Annotated in this window: 1 protein-coding gene; it reads right to left on the bottom strand. The window is 74.6% G+C overall.

Annotation, left to right across the window (positions count from 1 at the left end; all coding sequences use genetic code 11):
* Nucleotides 1-351: GNAT family N-acetyltransferase (locus AX721_RS00060; protein WP_082769813.1), on the bottom strand; the 351-nt coding region annotated here is incomplete at its 3' end.
* Nucleotides 352-355: the final 4 nt, after the last annotated feature.

Raw genomic sequence — 355 nt, 5'->3', positions numbered from 1 at the left:
GACCTCGCAGACGACGCGCGCGTGGCCGGCCGCCTTCGCCGCCGCGAACAGGTCGAGGTACAGCGCCCGCGCCAGCCCGCGCCCCCGCGCCGCCTCCGCCACCACGATCCGGTCCACATAGACGAACCGGTCGTACCGATCGCGGAACCACAGGAAGTTGGGGCTGTCGTAGGCGGCGTCCTGGTCGAAGGCGATCAACAGGGCGTCGGCCAGGCCCACGCGCCGGGCCGCGAACGCCTCGCCCACCAGCGCGGCCAGCCTGTCCGCCGTCAGCCACGACAGCTCCCGCGCATGGGCGTTGTTCAACGCCAGCAGCGCCGCCCCCGCCCCCTCCAGGTCCGCCACCGTCACCGCC

The sequence above is a fragment of the Phenylobacterium sp. CCH9-H3 genome (assembly GCF_001557235.1).
Taxonomy (GTDB): Bacteria; Pseudomonadota; Alphaproteobacteria; order Caulobacterales; family Caulobacteraceae; genus Phenylobacterium.
The sequence above is the reverse complement of the archived record's forward strand: the minus strand, read 5'-3'. Positions and strand labels throughout refer to the sequence as shown.